Source organism: Roseibium aggregatum (genome assembly GCF_017309185.1).
Taxonomy (GTDB): domain Bacteria; phylum Pseudomonadota; class Alphaproteobacteria; order Rhizobiales; family Stappiaceae; genus Roseibium; species Roseibium aggregatum_B.
This window is the reverse complement of record NZ_JAEKJZ010000001.1, coordinates 797924-813372: the sequence shown is the minus strand read 5'-3', so window position 1 is coordinate 813372 and position 15449 is coordinate 797924. Positions and strand designations below refer to the sequence as shown.

The window sequence follows — 15449 nt, the reverse complement described above, 5'->3', positions numbered from 1 at the left end:
TTTTCCTTGCTTCGCAGGAACCATCGGGGCCTGAAACCGTTTTCCACGTGTCAACAAATCAAGGAGTGTTTGACCGATGAATTGGGACCAAATCGAAGGCAGCTGGAAGCAGATCAAAGGCAAGGCTCTGGCCCAGTGGGGCAAGCTGACCGATGACGAACTCGACCGGATCGAAGGTCGCAAGACCGAACTGACCGGCCTGATCCAGGAGAAATACGGCAAGACCCGCGAAGAGGCGGAAAAGGAAGTCGACGCCTGGCTTTCAAAGCAGTAAAGGCCGGGGCGGGGTTCTCCCCGCCTCCCCTTTCGCCGGAACGCCTTTCCGCCGGGCAAGATTGGCGTTGCGTCTGCATTTGAAACAGCCACTCCGTGCTGCGCCGATGACGCAGTCTCGCTCATCCGAAAGATCACATCCCGGCCCCCGCAAAAGAACGCGGCCGCCTAAGCGGCAACCGCATCCGTACCCTTGAAGAAAAGGGCCTGGCTGATCCCCGCTTTCACCGTGTTGGGATTGAACGGCTTGGTGATCAGGAATGTCGGCTCCGGGCGCTCACCGGTGAGCAGTCTTTCCGGAAAGGATGTGATGAAAATAACCGGTACGGACATTTCGGCGAGAATTTCCTTCACCGCGTCAATGCCGGAGGACCCGTCCGCCAGCTGAATGTCGGCGAGCACCAGTCCCGGCGTTTCGGATTTCGCGGCGGCGATGGCGTCGCTCGCGGTGCGGGCAACCGAGGTGACGCCATGGCCGAGAGATTCGACGATCTGCATGAGGTCCATCGAGATCAGGGGTTCGTCCTCGATAATCAGGACTTCGGTCTTGGTCTGGCGGTCGATCTCGTTAATCGCATCCTGGATGAGCTGAGTGACCTCATCCTCGGTCTTGTCGATGATCCGGGCGGTCTCGGGAATGGAAAATCCTTCCATGGTCGACAGAAGAAGCGTCTGGCGGCTCTCCGGAGCCATCGTCGCAAGACGCTGCTGCGCCGTCTGCTCGAACATCGAAGCCGTACCGTCATTGGTCACGGGGGGGACAACCGTGGCATTCCAGAGAACGTGGAAAAGGCGATAGAGTCCGATTTTCGTGCCGCCCGAGGTGTCGATGATCGACTGGTCTGCAACAAGCGCCTGAAGACAGGCCCGTACGTAGGCATCGCCACTGTTCTGGCTTCCCGACAAGGCCCTCGCGTACCGGCGGAGGTAAGGCAGAAGCGGCGCAATTTCCTGGGAAAGGCTTATGGACATGCAGGTATTCCTCAATTTTCCGCCGCGTTGCAAGCGGCCTCCGGTTAAGGTGACATGCCCGGATGTACGGGAAATCATGTACCCTTTGGCTGGAAAATGCGTCTGGGAAAAAAAAGTTCCCTCGCATGGAACTTTTTTTTTTGTGCCGCGTTTAGAACACAAACCGACACCGACAGAACCATTCAGGAATGAGCGATGGCAAGCAAATCTCTACCGAACGGGTCAGCTCCCGATTTCGGTATCATCAAGCCCGCGACCGGAGCCAAGTCCAAAGAGGATTGGATCGGTAACCAGCTCAAGAAAGTCTATGACGAGGCCCTTTCGGAGGACATTCCGGACGACATGCTCGCGTTGCTTTCAGCGCTCGACGAGAGTGCGGCGGAAAGCGATGCGGACTCGGACGGTTCCGCCGAGGAGGCCTCCGAATGAACACTGTTCAATTCAAAAAGGATCTGGTTGCCTCGATCCCGAGACTGCGGGCCTTCGCCAGGTCCATCAGCGGCAACCGGGACCGGGCGGACGACCTGGTTCAGGAGACCCTCGCAAAGGCTATCGCGAACAAGGACAAGTTCACGGAAGGCACCAACCTGACGGCCTGGCTGATCACGATCCTGAGAAACCAGTACTATTCCGCCGGTCGCAAGCTTAAGCGGGAAGTCGCAGACCCGGACGGGGAACTGGCGGCAACGCTTGAATCCAAACCTCAGCAGGCCGGACACCTGGAACTCAAGGACTTCTTGAGCGCCCTGCAGGCGCTGCCCGACGACCAGCGTGAAGCCCTGATTCTGATCGGTGCCAGCGGCTTCTCCTATGAGGAAGCGGCGAACATTCTGGACGTCAAGGTGGGAACGGTCAAAAGCCGCGTCTCGCGTGCCCGCCTGCGCCTGGAAGAGTTGATGGACGGACGCGAGGAATTCGAGCGTTCCGAGGCCGCAGCCGCCGCTTCGGCGGACCTTATCCAAAACGCGCTGTCCGTCTGACTTTCTGAAAGACGTACGACCCCTTTTTGCCGGTCTTCGGCCGGCATTCCCCAAGGCATGCCAAACGCAGGTCGCGCAGGCGGTTGCGCGGCCTTTTTCGAGAGAGGCGCATGAGCAGTTCACAACAGCGCCCAAAAGGCGAGATGGCGGAAAACGAGAGCCATCTGACCACCGAAAGACTGAACAGGAACGGCACCCGGCTCAGCGACAGCGATCTGGAGGACGTCGGCGACCGCCTGCGGCTGCGCGCGGCCGTCGTCTATGAAATCATCCGCCAGGAAGGCGAAGAGGAATTGGCCCGTGCGCCCTCCAGCCTCTGGTGGTCGGGAATTGCCGCGGGTCTGTCGATCGGATTTTCGGTTCTGGGCGAAGCGCTGCTCAGAACCCATCTACCGGACACCGGCTGGCGGCATCTCGTGGAAAATGCCGGATACGGCTTCGGTTTTCTCATCGTCATTCTGGCACGACAGCAGCTTTTCACGGAAAATACCCTGACCGCCGTCCTGCCCGCCCTCAGCACACACGATCGCCGTACCTACCTTCGCGTGGCCAGACTGTGGCTGATCGTTCTGGTGGCGAACCTGGTCGGAACGTTCCTCTTCGGCTCCGCCCTTGCGTCCGGCCTGTTCTTTTCCGAAGACCTGACCACTGCAATCGGAGAGCTTTCCAGCCACCTGATGGAGCTGCCACCGTCGCAGATGTTCCTGCGCGGGGTCGTCGCGGGCTGGATCGTCGCGACGCTGGTCTGGCTGCTGCCGAGTGCGGAAAACGCCAAAATCGCCATTGTCATGATCATGGCCTGGCTGATCGCCGCCCTCGATCTGACGCATGTGGTCGCGGGCTCGGTCGAGGCGGTTTTCGCTTTCTGGGCCGGGAAAGCGACGGTGCTGGATGTGCTGGCGGGTTTCCTTTTGCCCACCCTTGCCGGAAACATCGTCGGAGGCTCCGCCCTTTTCGCCCTGCTCGCCCATGCGCAGGTCAGCGAGGAAATCTGAGCAGACGGATCGCACGGCCGCGTTTCCTCTCCACAACCGAAGACAAGACGACGGGAAGGACTGCCGGGAATGGATCTGACTTACAGGGAAAGCGCCAGGGAACAGGCGCTTGCCAAGCTGGTGAAGGGCTTTCTGTTCATTCCGATCTGCATCGCCCTTCTGGGTGCGGTCGGTGCTGTCCTCTCCCTTTACGTGGATAGCAGCGGGCTCCTCTCCGGTGTCTTCGATGCGCTCGGTTACGAGACCATCAGCAACGACGGGGCCCGCTCCGTCCTGTCGACCATCGCCGGTGCCATGATGTCGGTGATCAGTCTCGTCTACTCGCTGACCCTGGTTGTCTTCACCCTGGCAGCCGGCAATATTTCCGCGCGTCTCCTCGAGACCTTCGCCAGCAACCGCACCACACAGTTCGCCATCGGCATCCTCGGCGCAACGTTCCTTTATTCTCTGTTCGTACTTTTTGTGGTCGACGAGAACCGGGACGTGCGATTTTCGGTGGTGATGTGCATCGCGTTGGCGGCGACGAGCTTCTTCTGGCTGGTCTATTTCGTGAACGACGTCGCCGGCCGGATCAGGGTGGACACGGAAATCGGGCGGATCCAGGGTGCGCTGAGGAGGTCTATCGATGCTTTGCTTGAGGCCGAACCGCGCGAAAAGCCGAACGACCGGCAGGAAATTCCGGATCTTCCCGCCACACCGGTGCGGGCTCACCAGAGCGGATACGTCACTTCGATCGACACCCAGCGACTGATTTCCCATGCAAAGGACGTCAACGGCTTTGTCGAGGTGCTTGTCCCGCCCGGTACATTCGTCATTCAGGGCATGCCGATCGCGGAAGTCCGCACACGGCAGGAGCAACCCGATTCAGAGCACGTGCACCTCGCCTTCCGCGTCGGCAAGGCACGCGCACCGGAGGGCGACATCCAGTTTTCGGTCCATCTGATGGTCGAGATCGCGTTGCGGGCATTGTCCCCGGGTATCAACGATTCCTACACCGCCATCAGTGCCATCGATCACCTGTCAGCCTCGTTCGCACGGATCCTGCAGCGCGGGGTACCAAGTTCGCTGTTGAACGACAGCGACGGGGAACCGCGCGTGTGGCTGAACCTCCTGGAGGTCCGGGAAATCCTCGACACGGCCCTCAACCCATTGCGCCAATCGGCAAAAAGCAATGTGCTGGTGTTGGATCATCTCATCCAGGCCCTTGAGAAAACGGTTCAGGTCTGCCGGCCGGAGCACCTTCCTCTGGTGAAACGCCACCTTCTCGACATTGCCTGCGATGCGAGACAGGTTCTCGCAAGCAAACCGGACCGGGCACAGATCGCCGCCAGGCTGAATTCGGCGCGTAAAGCAACTTCAAGAAAAGCCAAATAAAAAAGGGCGCCAGAGGCGCCCGTTTTTTCATCCTATATGCTCCGTCCCCTGATGGCGTGTGCCACCGCGGAAATCAGGAACAGCGCGATCGCCACGAAGAAGATCAGCTTGGCAATCGAAACAGCGGTGCCGGCGATCCCACCGAACCCTAGAACGGCCGCGACGAGAGCCACAACCAAGAATAACAAAGCCCAAGAAAGCATGTCCGCCTCCGTTATTGAAGTTACAATGCTGTAACTCCGGAAGGTGGAAATGGTTCCACGATTTTTTTAAAAGTAAGATTTTATCTTCTTTCGCGGACATTCGGGTAGCGCACCATTTTTCACATCGATCATGGAACCTTTTCGGCTTCTTCTTCTTTTCCTTACAGGTTCAATAAAGGAGGCCCGTCATGGAATATGGAATTCTCGGTCTGATCGTTCTCATCCTGGACATTTACGCCGTCATCCAGATCGCAGGCAGTCCGGCTTCGACCGGAGTCAAAATTCTCTGGATCCTCGGCATCGTGATCTTTCCGATCGTCGGCTTCCTCGTCTGGCTGCTTGCCGGCCCTCGCGGATCGGCTCGAACGATTTAAAGCACGCCCTCAAATAATCAAAAATTAAAATACGCGCTTCAGGCGCGTATTTTTTTGGAACTCATTCAGTCTTCAATCGTTTCCATGATGTCAACTCGCCAAATGAAGACAAACTGCGAAAGGAAACCCAATAATGCTTCGCACTCTTCTTACCAGCACCGCTCTCGTCGCAACCGTCGTCACCGGTGCGATCGCGGCGGAAAACGTCACCGTAAAGGCCGATGCTGTCGACACCAGGTCCTCCGGCTTCTACGAATTTGAAGTCCAGACACTTGCTCCGGACGCCACCACCGGCTTTCTGGCCTCCAACATGATCGGCAAGTCCGTCATGACGGACAATACCGACGAGGCCGAGGCCATCGGCGACATCAATGATGTTGTCATCGACCGCGAGGGTGAAGTGCGCGCCGTAATCGTCGGCGTCGGCGGTTTTCTCGGCCTCGGTGAAAAGGACGTCGCCGTCGATTTCTCGCGTTTGACCCTTGTTTCTGAGGCCGACAACGCGTTCACGATCACCACGAACGCGACGCGGGAAGAGCTGGAAAACGCCGCGGCTTACAAGCGCCCTGACTACATTCAGGACACCTGGACCACGTCTTCCGCACGCAAGGCGATGGACACAATCGCCGACACCACGAAAGACATGAAGGAAACCGTCCGCACGGAAGCCGTCGATCCCCTGAAAGAACAGATCAACTCGGCAGCGAACGAACGCCAGGATGACTGGACGGCCGAGAAGACCCGGGTCGACGCCAGGACGGTATCCACGGACGAACTGATCGGCGCGGCCATCCACACCAGCCAGTCGGACAGCATCGGTGAGATCGACCAGGTGCTGATCGGTGACGACGGCAGCGTCACCGCGGTGATCATCGACGTCGGTGGTTTCCTCGGCTTCGGCGAAAAGCCGGTCGCCGTTTCCTACGACAGCCTCAAGATGTTCGAAAACGAAGACGGCAACCTGTTGATCACGGCGCCCTTTACCAACGAGCAGCTGGAACAGGCTGCCGAATACGACGCCGAGAAGTATAAGACGGACGCCGAGGCCATGACCTTGAAAAGCTGATTTTCAGCAAAGTCCTCACTTCAGAACGGGCCGCCCAGCGGCCCGTTTTTTTGGCGCCTGAGAAGCGCGGTGAAAGACCGAAGCTGCTCTCCTAAAGGACATAGAAGAAGACGGAGCCAAAGGCCGCCGCCAGTCACCATCAGGCCGAGCAGCATGACCACACCGTCGCGGGTCAGCAGGCCGAGGGCGAGCAACATGATCGCGCCACCGGGCAAGGCAACCGCAAAGGGGATGAGCGTCGCAGGGTAGACCGTGACAGCCAAAAGGATGCAAAGGGCGGCGACGACTCGCGACATGGGTTCTCCAACCAGCGCCGTCAGTCGCTGCCCGAGAAATCCGTCAATCCATTCCGCCCAGGGTTCAAGCCTGTCGATGATCGTTGTGACCTTGTCCTGGGGAATTTCGCGTTTCTTCAGGGTATCAGGCAGCCAGATCGACTTCGACCCCATGACGATCTGTCCGGCGACCAGCGCGATCAGCGAGGTCAGGACAATCGGAGCCCCGGGAATTGCACCGACAGGAGACACCATGTGACCAAGGCCGGCAGAAACAGAAGCGCTCCGGCCGCCCTGCCCTGCTCCCTGCCGCACGCAGAAAGGAGCCCACGTCCGACGATCCGTTTTAAACTTCCGTCTCCCAGGCGTCGAGCACGCCCGATATTCTCATGTTTCCCTTGAGGGACATTTGCTGACCGCCCTTTCCTTGAATTGCCGGCAAAAGAAAAGGGCCGGCAAAGCCGACCCTTAGAGCGATGACAAACCTCACGAACTCATTCCGGCCCGCGCGCCGCGAAGCGGTGTCGCGTGAGCCGGAATCCAGCTGACAAGCGCGAGCGGCAGCGAGCACCTGACCTCAGATCTATCTGATATAATGTGAGTTTTGAGCGCCTTTGGCGCAGAAGATTTCTGGTTTCCGGATCTGCGCGCAGCTCCACTGCACTTGTCCGGAATGACCGGCTGAGGGTTTGGCATCAGCCTGAGGGCCGGCGAAGCCGGCCCCTCCTGGCAACGCTTTCTTTGGTTACATCAGTTCGCCGATTTCAGCGACAGGCGGCTGACACCAAGCGTCAGGTTGGTGCCCGTCTGGCTCTCCACGCTGACCGGGTTCAGGGCGACCGACTTGTCGAAGCCGCCGATGAGGGCATTCGCTTTCACACCGGCGCCGAGGCTCGCTCCGGCGGTGATACCGCCGTATTCGCCTTCAAGCGCACCCGGTTCCATGTCGGCGCTCGGAGCAAGAACGCCCCAGACAAGGGTCGCGTTTTCTGTCGTACCGATGTCGAGGCCATATTCGCTCACCGCCCCGATGTATCGGACAGGCGTTCCGCCACCGGCGGGGTCGAACATGCAGTTCAGCGTGGCCTTCGAACCGACAATGAAATTCGTTTCGCCTTCGACGGCACAGGTCAGTGTACCGATCTTCACTCCGGCCTGGTTGTCCGCCGCAACCGCCGGCGCGGCGAACATCATCGCACCCGCGGACACCGTCAAGGCGAGTTTCGTAAGGCGTTTCATCGATATCTCCTGATTTTTTTCAAACATTGACCGGCGCTGAACCGGCCGGTTACGAAAGAGCCGAACTTCTCGCCCGGCTGTTCGCGCTGACTTGAAAACGGGTGGGCCGGGAAAGAGTTCCCGCGAAAATTTTCTCTCGGAACAAAGCAAGGGCAAAGACGTTTGCCAAACATGGAGACAAGCATTACGCCTCAACAGGCGCGCAGAGGCGCGCTTGCCAAAACCGCCACCGCCATCCCCCTGCGGGGATGGATCGATGTGCTCGGGCGGACCTGGCGGCAGAGTGAAAAGGACAACGTCTTTCTGATCTCGGCCGGGGTCGCCTTCTACTTTCTGCTCGCTTTGGCGCCTACGCTCACGGCCTTCTCCGCCGTGGGCACGCTTCTTATCTCGCCGGACGCCATCCGTACCCTTCTGAACGAAGTCGGCACGATCTTACCGGACAGCGCCAAGCTGCTTTTGAATGCGCAGCTCGAGGCGGTACTTGACGCCAACCAGCACCGGACCACCCTGACCCTGAAAGCGGCCGGCAGTCTGGCGCTTGCGTATTGGGCCGCCGCCGCTGGTGTCCGCGCCATGATGACAGCGGTCACGGTCGCCTATCGCGAAACAGAGCAACGCCCGCTTCTGACGTTCCATCTGACATCGCTGATGCTCACGCTTGCCGCTCTTTTGATCGGCCTGTGCGCCATACTGGCCTTCGTGGCCGTTCCTCTGGCCATTTCGATTTTCCCGGTCTCCGACCTGAACGAGACGCTTGTCCGCCTGCTCCGCTGGCCTGTGATCATTGTCGCGATCGTGATCGGTCTTTCCGTCACCTATCGCTTCGCTCCCTCCAGACGCCGGGCCAAGACGAAATGGGTGACCACCGGGGCAATCGTTTCTGCTCTGCTTTGGCTTGCCGGTTCTGTCCTGTTCACCACTTATGTGGAGCAGGTCGCCAACTATGAGGCTGTCCACGGCACTCTGTCTTCGATTGTCGTTTTGTTGTTGTGGTTCTGGTTTTCTGCCGCTGTGACCCTGATCGGTGCCGAGCTGAACGCGGAAGTCGAGCACCAGACGAGCGTGGACACGACCGCCGGACGCGACCGGCCGATGGGGCAACGCGGTGCTTATGTCGCCGATCATGTCGCGGAGCCGACGTTGTAAGCGCTTTCAGATCTCGGCTGTCATACCGGAAACACGTGGCCGCTCATGAGCTTGCGGGCGGTGCGAACGCTCCCCGCCGACATGACCGAGCCATCGGGTTTGAGATTGAGCAGAACTTCCGCGGCGCCGCTCGGATGCTCGATCCGATAAAGACTGCCTTCCGGCGGAACGGCGGCTCCGTGCGCCGGGCTGCCCTCCAGGAGCGACGCGGTCGCCACGCTTACCGCGGCAAAGACGCCGATGGAGGCATGGCAGCGATGGGGAATGAAGCTTCTCGTCGACACCACGCCACCGTTTTCGGGAGCGGAAACCAGCGTCATCTTGGGCACGCTTTTTTCGGTCACGTCCCCGAGGTTCATCAAGGGCCCCGCCTGAAGGCGGATGCTTTCCAGCCGGGCTTTCAGCTCGGTGTCCGCGTCCAGGTCTTCACGGCTTTCGGAGCCCGAGATCCCAAGATCCTCCGCCCGCATGATGACGCAGGGCATGCCGTTGTCAATCAGCGTACAGTCGATGCCGTCGATCCGGTCGACCGGGTTTCCCGTTGGCAGCAGATCGCCGCACATGGAGCCTGCAAGGCTCTCGAACATGAGCTTGACGGGCGCATGTGTCCCCGGAACGCCGTCTATCGCGGCGCTTCCCCGGTACGAGACGCGTTGTTCCGGTGTCTGCACCGTGGCGACAGCCACCTCTCCGGTGTTGACCATGTGAATGCGGACGACCGTTTCGCCGTCCTCCGCCGGACACAGGCCCATTTCCAGGGCGGCCGGCCCGACACCGGCCAGAATGTTGCCGCAGCCCTGCGCACCGGAAACGAGCGGCTTGTCGACAAACACCTGGAGAAACAGATAATCGACATCCGCGTCCGGACGTGTGGACGGCGACAGGACGGCGACTTTCGAGGTCAAAGGGTCCGCCCCCCCGATACCGTCTATCTGGCGCGGGTCGGGCGCGCCCATGACGCGTAGAAGCAGCGCGTCACGCTCCATTTCGCTGCCTGGAAGATCTTCCGCCTGGAAATAGGCTCCCTTGGACGTTCCTCCGCGCATCCAGATGCAAGGAATGCCGTCCAGCCCGGGATCAGACATACTTCAGGCCTTTCTCCTTCAGCCGTGGGCGCATGTCGTAGATATCCAGCCCGAGTTCTCCGGCAGCAAGGCGCTGGCGTTTTGCCTCTTCCGCCGCAAGCCGCTTTTCCGCGCCCGTCAGAACCGCCTCCGCGTTAGCCCTTGGAACGACACAGACCCCATCGTCGTCCGCGACGACAATATCTCCCGGACTGACCGATGCACCGGCGCAGACTATCGGAATATTGACGGAACCCAGGGTTTCCTTGACCGTCCCCTGCGCCGAAATGGCCGCGGACCAGACCGGGAACCCCATGTCCTTCAGATCCCGCACGTCGCGGACCCCGGCATCGATGACCAGTCCCTTGCAGCCACGTGCCATCGCGGACGTCGCCAGGAGGTCGCCGAAATAGCCCATGTCGCACGGAGCCGTCGGCGCGAGCACCAGAATGTCTCCCGCCTGAAGCTGTTCGATGGCCACATGGATCATCCAGTTGTCTCCCGGCGGCGCGGAAATGGTCACCGCGGACCCGGCGATTTGGGCGCCCGGCCAGATGGGCCGGATTTTCGAAGCCAGCAGGCCGCTGCGGCCCTGGGCTTCGTGGACGGTTGCCACACCGGCTGCGCCAAGCTTTTCGATGACCGATGGGTCCGCGCGTTCGATTTTCTCAACCACAACAGCCATGTCACTTTTCTCCGACGGGCGGCGTGCCGTGGGTATGGAAACTCTCGATTGTCTTGAGGCCCCAGGCCTGCCCCTTCTTGCGGTCCGTCTCCGTCCAGCAGACCGGTTCCCAGTCGGGCGCCAGGATCAGGCGCGCACCGGAATTCGCCAGTTCGACCCGGTTGCCGGCAGGCTCCCAGACATAGAGGAAGAAGGTGCCCTGAACCGCGTGCTTGTGGGGACCGGTTTCGATGAAAACGCCGTTTTCCAGGAAGATGTCGGCCGCCCGCAGAATGTCCTCACGCTGGTCGGTCGCATAGGTCACATGATGGAGACGACCGTTGCCACCGCCATGTTCTTCGGTGCAGGCGAGATCGTAGGTCTTGTTGTTGACCGTGAACCAGCAGCCGCCGAGACGGCCGTTGTCGAGCTGGATATATTCGGTGATCCGTGACCCAAGGCAGGTAACCATGAAGTCACGGAACTCGGTCACGTTTTTCGACAGAAGGTTCAGATGATCGAGCCGACGCGGGCAGGCACCGCTTGCGTGGAACCTGCTGGCATTGTTCTTCAAGGCCGGCGTGTCAGCCTCGCCCGGCTGATATTTGGCCGTTTCCCAATAGATTTCGAAGACGTGACCGAAGGGATCCTCGAAGCGAAAGGCTCGGCCGTGGCCCAGGTCGCCCTCGACCCAGCCGATGACCTTGTACTTGCTGGCCTCGATCGCGGTGACGCGCCGTTCCAGCGCCTCGGGCGAAGCGGCCCGGTAGGCGACATGGCCGATGCCGGTCGTGTCGCTTCTGGTCAGTTTCAAGGAATGGAACTCATAATCGTCCCACGCCCTGAGATAGGCCGACGTTTCGTCCTGTCCGGACAGGGTCAGGCCATAGACCCGCGTGAAGAAATCGAGACTCTCGTCGAACTTGTTTGTCAGAACCTCGACATGCGCCAGATGAGCCAGGTCAAATGACGGGTTGGTCGGTTGATTCATTGTTTCCTCCTCATTTGTTTTTTGCCCCCGGCCGCAAGGAATCCAGCGCGAGTTTGCCGGGTCCGTAGGCTGCGAGGACCAACAGGCCGAAAGCGTAGATCACTGCGGACTCTCCGCCATTCAGGAAGGGGAAGAACCCTTTCGGCGCGTAGGCGATGAAATAGGCGCAGGCCGCCAGACCGCTGAGAACAAAAGCGCTCAGGCGCGCGAACAATCCGACCGCCAGCAATGTCCCAAAGACCAGCTCGAGGATCCCTGCAACGCCGGACAGCTGAAACCATGTGACCGCGTTCATCGGGTGTTCGGGGAAGTTCAGATGCTTGATCGTCCCATGCTCGAGCAGCAACAGGCCGAACATGATGCGCGCGGCAGCCAGGATCCATTCCCTGACGGGGTTAAGGAAGTTGAGGTCTAGCATCGATGGTCTCCACTGGATTTTCTCGACAAACGCCGGCATGCCGCCTTTACCAGAGCCTCAAAGCTCATCGACGCACCGCGGATAGATGGCCTGGAAGCCCTCGGCGTATTTCGCGGCCCGGCCGCCGGCCTGACCGCCGGAATTGCGCCGGAAATGGTTCGCGCGGTTTTCCGCGACATTGGTGTAATAGGCCCACAAGTGGTGCTGGCCTTCCATGCATTCGATGGCCGCCCGCTTGTTTTCCCAGACATCGGTGATGTCGAGGAAGACATTCGGGACCCAGCCCATTTGTTCGGTCTGATGGGGCTCGAAGAGATAGAGCTGTGGCGCGCCCAGGACTTTTTCGCCCGGGTTATGTCCCCAGGCCTGAGCGATCATGCGGACCTCCATCGCGATCTGCGTCGCGTACATGTGGTCCGTGTTATAGGGATCGTATTTGGAGTGCGACATCATGAAAGCAGGCTGCACGGACCGGACGATATCGACGAGCCGGTCTTTCGCGTCCCGGTCGAGCTCAAGCGGATAGTCACCCAGATCCATGAACTTGATGTCGTGAACGTTCAGCGCCGACGCCGCGTTTTCCGCTTCCTTGCGGCGCGCCGCCTTGACCTTGTCCAGCGTCATCTCCGGTTCTTTCCAGAGCTTGGCGCTTTCGCCGCGTTCGCCGTAGGACAGGCAAACGACAGTGACCTCGTACCCCAGTTTCTGGTGCAACGCGATCGCGCCGCCGCAGCGCCAGACGAAGTCGGCGGCATGAGCACTGATCACGAGTGCTGTTTTTTTGTCGGTCATATTGGTCTCCCCAGACTTTCGCCAAGGGTGAAGAAATACGGCCCTCGGTATGATCCTGTTGCGCGTACCTTCCGCGAAGGCGATCTGGAACGCCATTTGAATTGGCTGCACAGTTTATAAGAAAATGCTATTCCTCCAATCTCGACGGAGTGAAAATGGCAAGAGAACGTGAGATTTTGAACCTTCGCCACATTAGAGTTTTCCTAGAGGTGGCAAAAGGTGGCGGCATTACCGCGGCGGCGAACGCCGTCAACCTGTCGCAACCCGCCATTACCCAGGCGATCGCCAAGCTGGAAGGTGTTTTCCAGCAGCAGCTCTTTATCCGCGGCACCTCGGGCATGTTTCTGACCGAGGCGGGCACGCTGTTTCAGGTGCGGGCGCAGCGGGCGCTGTCCCTGATCCGGGAGGGCTGTACGCTGGCTCTCAAGAAACAGGCCCGAGGCAACACCGCCGGTGGTGTGCCGTTCGATCAGCTGATCACCAGCACGCAATTGCGCGCCTTGCTCGCGGTCGAGCACTCCGGCAATTTCACGCTCGCGGCCCGGCATATCGGCGTTTCCCAGCCGTCGCTCCACCGGGTCTCTCGAGACCTTGAAGCGGTTTCCGGGCTGAAGCTGTTCGTCAAGAGCCAGCAGGGCATAGACCTGACTGAAGCGGCCCGCGTGCTGGCGCAATATTCGAAGCTGGCGTATTCGGAGCTCAAACACGCCTTTGAAGAAATCGATGCGACCCGAGGCGTCGATTCCGCTCACATCACGGTGGGCACGCTGCCGCTGGCGCGCAGCTTCGTATTGCCGACGGCCATCAACGAGCTTACCGCCAACCGCCCCTTCGTTCAGATCTCCGTCGTCGACGGGCCCTACGACGACGTTCTTCATGGACTGCGCCACGGCGAGATCGATTTTATCATCGGCGCGTTGCGCGACCCAGTTCCCATCGACGATGTCGAGCAGGAAGCGCTGTTCACCGACCAACTCGGCATTTTCGCACGCACAGGACACCCGCTCGCGGAAAAGGCAACCATCACGCTCGACGATCTCCTGCTCTATCCCTGGACCGTTCCGCGCCCCGGCACGCCGACCCGGAAACACTTCGACGCCCTGTTCAAAAACGCCGGAAAGGAACCGCCGGAAAGGCTGGTCGATACCGGCTCCCACGTTCTCATGAAGGGGATCCTGAAAGGCAGCGACCGGCTGGCCCTGATTTCGGCTCACCAGATGCATGAGGAAGCCGCACGCGGTCAGGTCGCACGCGTGCCTTTCGACCTGCCAGGCACCGGCCGGCCCATCGGGATTACCACGCGCCGCGACTGGCGGGCGACACCGACCCAGAAACAATTTATGGGTTTACTACGGAAGGCTGCCAGCAACCTTACCCAAGGCACATCCATCTATATCAAAAATCAATAGCTCCGACACCATTCCAATTAGAACTTGCCAGCCTCTCTGCATAGGGTTCGCCCACCACCGGACAGTGACGTCCGGCAAGGAGGATATCTATCAGGGAGGATAGACATGACCCGTAAAATCCTTAAATGCACAGCCGCCGCACTGGCTCTTTTCGGTGCCTCCACCGTTGCTCAGGCGCAGGACGTCACGCTCATCCTGCACCATTTCATGAGCCCGAAATCGCCGCCGCACACGAAGTTTCTCGAGCCATGGGCCGAAAAGGTCGAGGCGGAATCCGACGGCCGCATCAAGGTCGAGCTGTTTCCATCCATGTCCATGGGCGGCAAGCCGGGCGAGCTTTACAGGCAGGTGCGCGACGGTTCGGCAGACATCGTCCTGACCATCACCGGCTACACACCAGGCGTTTTTCCGCGTAGCGAAGTGTTCGAACTGCCGACGGTGCACCAGAACTCCGCGCTGGCGACAACCCAGGCCATCGCGAACAACTTCGAGCTTGTCGCAGACGACTATTCCGACGTCCATCCGCTGCTGGTCTTCGCCAACGCAGGCAATGCCATTCACACCGTTGACGGCTGTGTTTCCGGCCCCGACGACCTGAAGGACAAAAAGCTGCGCACGCCGAGCCGCACCGGCGCCTGGCTGATCGAGGAATGGAAAGCCGAGCCTGTAGGCATGCCGGTTCCGGCCCTGCCTGAGGCATTGTCCAAGGGCGTTGTCGATGGAGCGTTGCTGCCGTTCGAGATCATGCCGCCCTACAAGATCCACGAACTGACCAACTGCTCGGTTACGGCGGAAAACGACGGCCGCTTCGGCGCATCGGTGTTTCTGTTCGCAATGAACAAGGACCGCTACGACGAGCTTCCCGACGATCTAAAGGCAGTCATCGACGCGAATGCGGGCGTGGCCATCGCCCCGCAAGTCGGCCAGCTCTTCAACGACATCGAAGCTCCCGGCAAGAAGTTGCAAGCAGGCACGGGCTCTCCCGTGAACGCCCTGGACGGCGACGCCACCGCGGCCATCAATCAAGCCGGCGAAAAGGTCGTTGCCCGCTGGATCGAGGAAGCCAACGGCAAGGGCCTCGACGGAAAGGCTCTCGTGGATGCCGCGCGCGCGGCCATCACCGAAAACAGTCAATAGCCGGAGGGCGGCCGGATTACGGCCGCTCCACGGCGTTCCGGGGCCGGCCATCCGGCCCCGCAAAATCCGGAAAC

General features: G+C 60.1%; 19 protein-coding genes. 10 read left to right on the top strand and 9 right to left on the bottom strand.

All coding sequences use genetic code 11. From position 1 onward, the window contains the following. The first annotated feature begins 76 nt into the window (after positions 1-76). Positions 77-274 (top strand): CsbD family protein, encoded by a 198-nt coding sequence (locus tag JF539_RS03635; protein ID WP_207138982.1) that lies wholly within the window; start codon positions 77-79, stop codon positions 272-274. A gap of 167 nt (positions 275-441) precedes the next feature. Here the strand turns inward: JF539_RS03635 and JF539_RS03630 are convergent, their stop codons facing one another. Then, positions 442-1239 (bottom strand): response regulator, encoded by a 798-nt coding sequence (locus JF539_RS03630; protein WP_207140826.1) that lies wholly within the window; start codon positions 1237-1239, stop codon positions 442-444. 201 nt (positions 1240-1440) lie between these two features. On the opposite strand from JF539_RS03630, the gene JF539_RS03625 reads away from it, so the two are divergent. The 4 genes from JF539_RS03625 to JF539_RS03610 all read left to right on the top strand — a co-directional run bounded on the left by JF539_RS03625 (position 1441) and on the right by JF539_RS03610 (position 4594). Next, positions 1441-1674 carry a NepR family anti-sigma factor gene (locus JF539_RS03625; protein WP_207138981.1) on the top strand — a complete coding sequence of 78 codons (234 nt, stop codon included), beginning with the start codon at positions 1441-1443 and terminating at the stop codon, positions 1672-1674. Beyond that, on the top strand, positions 1671-2225 hold the full coding sequence (locus JF539_RS03620) for a sigma-70 family RNA polymerase sigma factor (RefSeq protein WP_207138980.1): 555 nt from the start codon (positions 1671-1673) through the stop codon (positions 2223-2225). Before JF539_RS03625 ends, JF539_RS03620 begins: the two co-directional genes overlap by 4 nt. A gap of 110 nt (positions 2226-2335) precedes the next feature. Next, on the top strand, positions 2336-3220 hold the full coding sequence (locus JF539_RS03615; protein ID WP_207138979.1) for a formate/nitrite transporter family protein: 885 nt from the start codon (positions 2336-2338) through the stop codon (positions 3218-3220). 69 nt (positions 3221-3289) lie between these two features. Beyond that, positions 3290-4594, top strand: coding sequence for a DUF2254 domain-containing protein (locus JF539_RS03610; protein WP_207138978.1), 1305 nt, complete (start codon positions 3290-3292; stop codon positions 4592-4594). Positions 4595-4626: 32 nt separating this feature from the next. On the opposite strand, the gene JF539_RS03605 is transcribed toward JF539_RS03610, so the two are convergent. Beyond that, positions 4627-4797, bottom strand: a complete 171-nt coding sequence (locus JF539_RS03605; RefSeq protein WP_207138977.1) for a DUF1328 domain-containing protein — start codon at positions 4795-4797, stop codon at positions 4627-4629. Between the two features lie 188 nt (positions 4798-4985). On the opposite strand from JF539_RS03605, the gene JF539_RS03600 reads away from it, so the two are divergent. Together JF539_RS03600 and JF539_RS03595 are read left to right on the top strand one after the other, a co-directional pair. Beyond that, positions 4986-5171, top strand: coding sequence for a PLD nuclease N-terminal domain-containing protein (locus JF539_RS03600; RefSeq protein WP_207138976.1), 186 nt, complete (start codon positions 4986-4988; stop codon positions 5169-5171). Between the two features lie 133 nt (positions 5172-5304). Beyond that, positions 5305-6237 (top strand): PRC-barrel domain-containing protein, encoded by a 933-nt coding sequence (locus JF539_RS03595; protein ID WP_207138975.1) that lies wholly within the window; start codon positions 5305-5307, stop codon positions 6235-6237. A gap of 20 nt (positions 6238-6257) precedes the next feature. Here JF539_RS03595 and JF539_RS03590 read toward each other — a convergent pair whose 3' ends face one another. Further along, positions 6258-6767, bottom strand: coding sequence for an exopolysaccharide biosynthesis protein (locus JF539_RS03590; RefSeq protein WP_207138974.1), 510 nt, complete (start codon positions 6765-6767; stop codon positions 6258-6260). Positions 6768-7262: 495 nt separating this feature from the next. Then, positions 7263-7751, bottom strand: a complete 489-nt coding sequence (locus JF539_RS03585; RefSeq protein ID WP_207138973.1) for a DUF992 domain-containing protein — start codon at positions 7749-7751, stop codon at positions 7263-7265. A 171-nt stretch (positions 7752-7922) separates the two neighbouring features. On the opposite strand from JF539_RS03585, the gene JF539_RS03580 reads away from it, so the two are divergent. Next, positions 7923-8900: a YihY/virulence factor BrkB family protein gene (locus tag JF539_RS03580; protein WP_207138972.1), complete on the top strand. Its 978-nt coding sequence runs from the start codon at positions 7923-7925 to the stop codon at positions 8898-8900. Between the two features lie 20 nt (positions 8901-8920). Here the strand turns inward: JF539_RS03580 and JF539_RS03575 are convergent, their stop codons facing one another. Genes JF539_RS03575 through JF539_RS03555 form a run of 5 tightly spaced genes read right to left on the bottom strand, consistent with a single transcriptional unit; the run spans position 8921 to position 12829 of the window. Beyond that, complete coding sequence (locus JF539_RS03575) at positions 8921-9985, bottom strand: 4-oxalomesaconate tautomerase (RefSeq protein WP_207138971.1); 1065 nt, start codon at positions 9983-9985, stop codon at positions 8921-8923. After that, on the bottom strand, positions 9978-10649 hold the full coding sequence (locus JF539_RS03570; protein WP_207138970.1) for a 4-carboxy-4-hydroxy-2-oxoadipate aldolase/oxaloacetate decarboxylase: 672 nt from the start codon (positions 10647-10649) through the stop codon (positions 9978-9980). Before JF539_RS03570 ends, JF539_RS03575 begins: the two co-directional genes overlap by 8 nt. A gap of 1 nt (position 10650) precedes the next feature. Then, positions 10651-11619, bottom strand: coding sequence for a VOC family protein (locus JF539_RS03565; protein WP_207138969.1), 969 nt, complete (start codon positions 11617-11619; stop codon positions 10651-10653). 10 nt (positions 11620-11629) lie between these two features. Next, positions 11630-12076: a DoxX family protein gene (locus JF539_RS03560; RefSeq protein ID WP_328809195.1), complete on the bottom strand. Its 447-nt coding sequence runs from the start codon at positions 12074-12076 to the stop codon at positions 11630-11632. Between the two features lie 18 nt (positions 12077-12094). Next, entirely contained in the window at positions 12095-12829 is a 735-nt protein-coding gene (locus JF539_RS03555) for a PIG-L deacetylase family protein (RefSeq protein WP_207138968.1), read from the bottom strand. Positions 12830-12984: 155 nt separating this feature from the next. On the opposite strand from JF539_RS03555, the gene JF539_RS03550 reads away from it, so the two are divergent. Further along, entirely contained in the window at positions 12985-14238 is a 1254-nt protein-coding gene (locus JF539_RS03550) for a LysR family transcriptional regulator (protein WP_236042332.1), read from the top strand. Between the two features lie 105 nt (positions 14239-14343). Next, positions 14344-15375, top strand: a complete 1032-nt coding sequence (locus JF539_RS03545) for a TRAP transporter substrate-binding protein (protein WP_207138966.1) — start codon at positions 14344-14346, stop codon at positions 15373-15375. Positions 15376-15449: the final 74 nt, after the last annotated feature.